This window comes from Hydrotalea sp., from assembly GCF_049968455.1.
Taxonomy (GTDB): domain Bacteria; phylum Bacteroidota; class Bacteroidia; order Chitinophagales; family Chitinophagaceae; genus Hydrotalea.
In genome coordinates, this window is record NZ_JBMFQT010000032.1 from 1,093 (window position 1) to 5,481 (window position 4,389).

Genomic DNA, 4,389 nt, shown 5'->3' on the forward strand with positions numbered 1-4,389 from the left:
GGTGCATATAAAAATTGGGAAAAAGTAAAAAGTAGTCCTATAAAAATAGCCGATAAAGCTTGGATAGGGTTTAATGTAATTATTTTAAAAGGTGTAACTATTGGCGAAGGTGCCATTGTTGGTGCGGGTAGTGTAGTTACCAAAGATGTACCACCCTATGCCGTTGTTGCCGGAAATCCGGCCAAAATAATTAAATATACAACATGACCTGGCACGAAACGATTGAATACATTCGGACTCAACCCGCCTTTAGTGACTTGGTTCGTTTGGCTTATTTTGATGCGGATTTACAAAAAAATGTAGCGCTTTTTGGTGAAAGTGAGGAATTCGCAGCTACACTTGGCTGGATAAAGCAATTGGCTCCACATGCCAAAACCATTGTAGATGTTGGGGCCGGAAATGGTATTGCAGCAGTTAACTTCGCTTTATTAGGCTATCAAGTAACGGCAATAGAACCTGACCCTAGTAATACCGTTGGGAAAGGGGCAATTGATTGGCTTAAGAAAAATTATCAACTAGATAATTTGAATGTAATGCAAAGTACAGCAGAAGATTTGTCGGTATCAAATGAGAGTGTTGATGTTGTGTATGTTAGACAGGCCATGCATCATGCTCATAACCTGAATGATTTTATTGCTAATTGCAGTAAAATATTAAAAAAAGGAGGATTGTTGATAACTGTTCGGGATCATGTAGTTTGGAATGAAAAAGATAAAAGTTGGTTCTTAGAATCACATCCATTGCATCGTTTTTATGGTGGTGAGAATGCGTACCATCCAAATGACTACAGGCAAGCTATGGAAATGGCCGGGCTACATATACTGCACGAGTTAAAATATTTTGATTCTGTGATCAATTATTTTCCTACTTCTGTTCATGATATTGAACATCATCGGGAGAATACGACGACGCATTTAAAAAAGACCCTGAACAATAAACTTGGTTTTTTTGCAAAAATTCCCTTTGTATTCAATCTGTATAAATACAAAAATTATAGGAATTATATATTGAATGAGGAAAAAATTCCGGGTAGAATGTATTCGTATATATGTCAGAAAAAATAAATGTTTTAATCGTCGGTTCTTTGGGCTTTATTGGTAGTCATACAATGAAGTATTTTCAAATGCAGATGGGATTTGACTGTTATGGCTGTGATGTAATGCCAGGTTATGGTCTGCAGAATTACTGGCAAATTGATGCAACCAATGCAGACTTCAAGTCGATATTTGCCCAACAACGATTCGATTTTTGTATTAATTGTTCAGGTGCTGCCAGTGTGCCTGATTCTTGGAAGCATCCTGAGAGAGATTTTTTTTTGAATGTAAATAATGTAGCTAAACTTCTAGAGGCAATTAGATTAGAACAACCCAATTGTAAATTCGTACAATTATCTAGCGCAGCTGTTTATGGCAATCCTCAATCATTACCAATTAAAGAATCAGCTCCTTTGCAACCCGTTTCACCATATGGATATCATAAATTAATGGCAGAAATGTTGGTAAAAGAATATGTTTGTCTATTTGGTATAAATGCGTCTATACTTCGCTTGTTCTCAGTATATGGGCCAGGTTTGAAAAAACAATTATTTTGGGATTGGCACCAAAAAGCGATTAATGGAAAGGATGTAGAAATGTGGGGTACCGGAAATGAAACTCGCGATTTCATAGAAATTGAAGACTTATCAAAAGGAATTTATTGTGTTTTAAATAACGCAGCATTTGATGGTGAAGCTTATAATGTAGCTAGTGGCATATCTTGTAAAATTATGGATGCGGCCACTTATTTTGCCAACCATCATACACCAAAATTCAAATTTAGGTTTAATCAAATAGTTAGAAGCGGAGATCCACTTTATTGGCAGGCCAATATTGATAAAATAAAAAGTATTGGTTTTACTCCTGCTACAAAAATAGCTGATGGAATATTTAAATATTTACAATGGTTAGAAGAAGAAAAATAGGTCTTTTATATCAATATGATGAAAACTGGATAGGAGGTACCTATTATATTCAGAATTTAATATTTGCATTAAATAGGTTAGCTGAAGCAGAAAAACCATTATTAATTATCATTTGTAAAGATGCAAATACTTTTCTGAATTTAAAGAATATAACCGGCTATCCTTTTATGAAGTATAGAACTTTGGTAAAAAAACCATCGTTTATAGTTCGAGTTATTAATAAGCTTTCTAGAATTGTATTCAATACAAATATCTTTTTTATAGCCCAAAATAATAAGTTTAAAGATTTAGATTTGTTATTTCCGGCAATAGAACATAAAGCTTTTATAGGGGTTAAGTATCAACTTTATTGGATACCCGATTTGCAAGAACATTTTTATCCTAATTTCTTCAAAAAAGAAGAAATTGCATATAGGTTATCGTTTCAAAATAAAATTGTTCAAAACAAGTGGAGTGTTTTGTTCAGTAGTGAAACTGCTTTATCTCATTTTAATGAAGCATACCCAAATAATGAGAATAATAAATTTGTTTTACCATTTGCTGTTAAATTAGATCATTTGGCAATATCAGATTTTACGGAAGTTCAAAATAAATATAAAATCTTCTTACCCTATTATATTTGTTGCAATCAGTTTTGGCAACATAAAAATCACATGGTGATATTTGAAGCATTAAGATTATTGAATCAAAATGGCATATATGTAAAAGTTCTATTTACTGGTAATGAAAATGATTATAGAGATTCAATTTTTTTTCAAACACTTAAAAAAAAGATTGCCGAATTTAATCTTGAAAATAATGTTCAATTTTTAGGGTTTATTGAACGCTCACATCAGGTTTGTTTACTAAAAAATGCAATTGCTGTTATTCAGCCTTCTCTATTTGAAGGCTGGAATACTACCATTGAAGATGCCAAAGCACTGAATATCAGAATACTTTGTTCCGATATAGCTGTACATAAAGAACAATTAATTGATTATCCAAATAAGACTTATTTTTCTCCTAATGATTCTTTGGAACTTTCCCAATTAATGGAATATTATCTACAATCAGAAGTAGAAGTAAATAAAATATTGCCTTATGATTATGTAAAATTTCAATTGAAATATACTGAAGAATTGAAGAATGTAATAGATTCACTTTGTAAATAATTTTAAATGCCATTTTTCTCAATAATTATTCCATCCTATAATTCGGGAAATAATCTTATAAAATCTTTAGAAAGTATTTTTTTACAAACATTCCATGATTATGAAGTTTGGGTAATAGATGGTGGTTCAACGGATAATACAAAGCAAATTATTGAGGCTTTTAAAATTGAAAATAAAAAATTGTTTTATATATCTGAAAAAGATGAAGGCATATACGATGCCATGAATAAAGGGATTGATTTAGCAAAAGGAGAATGGTTGTATTTTATGGGAAGTGATGACGTATTAATGGATTCCTTCGTTTTAGAAAAAATTTTTAATATATTATCAAAAAGTGATATTGATTATTTGTATGGCAACGTATTATTCAAAGGACAAAATATTATTTATGATGGTATTTTTAATATTGATAAACTATTATTTGAAAAAAACATTTGCCATCAATCAATATTTTTTAAAAATTCTTTATTCAGCAAAATAGGTTATTTCAATTTGAAATATAAGCTGTGGGCAGATTGGGACTTTAATATACGTTGCTTTAAAAGTAATTGTATAAAATTAAGTTATTGTGACGTGACAATTGCTGTTTATAATGATATATCCGGCCAGAGCAGTAAAAATGAAGATGAAATTTTTTTGAGAGAATTACCTCTTTATTATTTAAATAAAATTGCTTTGCTTGAAAATAAAATTGGTTACTATAATCAATATATTAAAAAGAATAGAATTAAATCTATAGCCAAGATTCTATTGGGTAGAAATATTTTTTAATATGGAAATTTCAGTTGCCCTATGTACTTATAATGGAGCTTCATTTATCAAAGAGCAATTAAATAGTATTTTATTACAAACCCTTCCTGTAAATGAAATTATAATATGTGATGATGGGTCTACTGATAACACGATTAACATTCTCAATGAATATAAGCTCCTTTATCCCAATATTATTCAGTTATATAAAAATGAATATACATTAGGGGCAAAAAAAAATTTTGAAAAAGCCATTTTACTATGTAAAGGCGACTATATTTTTTTAAGTGACCAAGATGATATTTGGTGCAAAAATAAAGTTGAAATCTATGTTGAGCATTTCAACCGCTTTCCCTCAATCTCCGTTTTTTTCAGTAATGGAAAAATTATTGATGAAAATAGCAAAACCAGTAATCAAACTTTGTGGGATACTTTATACTTTAATACCTATCGTCATTTAGTTGGTTTTAATTTTACAAATTTGTTTGATTATATACTTTCATTTAATTACCTGGTTACCGGAGCTAC

Annotated in this window: 6 protein-coding genes; all 6 read left to right on the forward strand. The window is 30.5% G+C overall.

All coding sequences use genetic code 11. The annotated features are described in order from the left end of the window. The coding region (locus tag ACP5P5_RS13240; protein WP_428286589.1) for a DapH/DapD/GlmU-related protein at positions 1–207 on the forward strand (207 nt) is incomplete at its 5' end. Then, positions 204–1,064, forward strand: coding sequence for a class I SAM-dependent methyltransferase (locus ACP5P5_RS13245; protein WP_428286590.1), 861 nt, complete (start codon positions 204–206; stop codon positions 1,062–1,064). The genes ACP5P5_RS13240 and ACP5P5_RS13245, both read left to right, overlap by 4 nt. After that, positions 1,049–1,960 (forward strand): NAD-dependent epimerase/dehydratase family protein, encoded by a 912-nt coding sequence (locus ACP5P5_RS13250; protein WP_428286591.1) that lies wholly within the window; start codon positions 1,049–1,051, stop codon positions 1,958–1,960. Before ACP5P5_RS13245 ends, ACP5P5_RS13250 begins: the two co-directional genes overlap by 16 nt. Then, on the forward strand, positions 1,939–3,111 hold the full coding sequence (locus tag ACP5P5_RS13255; protein WP_428286592.1) for a glycosyltransferase: 1,173 nt from the start codon (positions 1,939–1,941) through the stop codon (positions 3,109–3,111). Before ACP5P5_RS13250 ends, ACP5P5_RS13255 begins: the two co-directional genes overlap by 22 nt. Before the next feature lie 6 nt (positions 3,112–3,117). Further along, entirely contained in the window at positions 3,118–3,882 is a 765-nt protein-coding gene (locus ACP5P5_RS13260; protein ID WP_428286593.1) for a glycosyltransferase family 2 protein, read from the forward strand. Between the two features lies 1 nt (position 3,883). Then, positions 3,884–4,389 (forward strand): glycosyltransferase (locus ACP5P5_RS13265; RefSeq protein ID WP_428286594.1); only part of this gene is annotated, 506 nt, incomplete at its 3' end.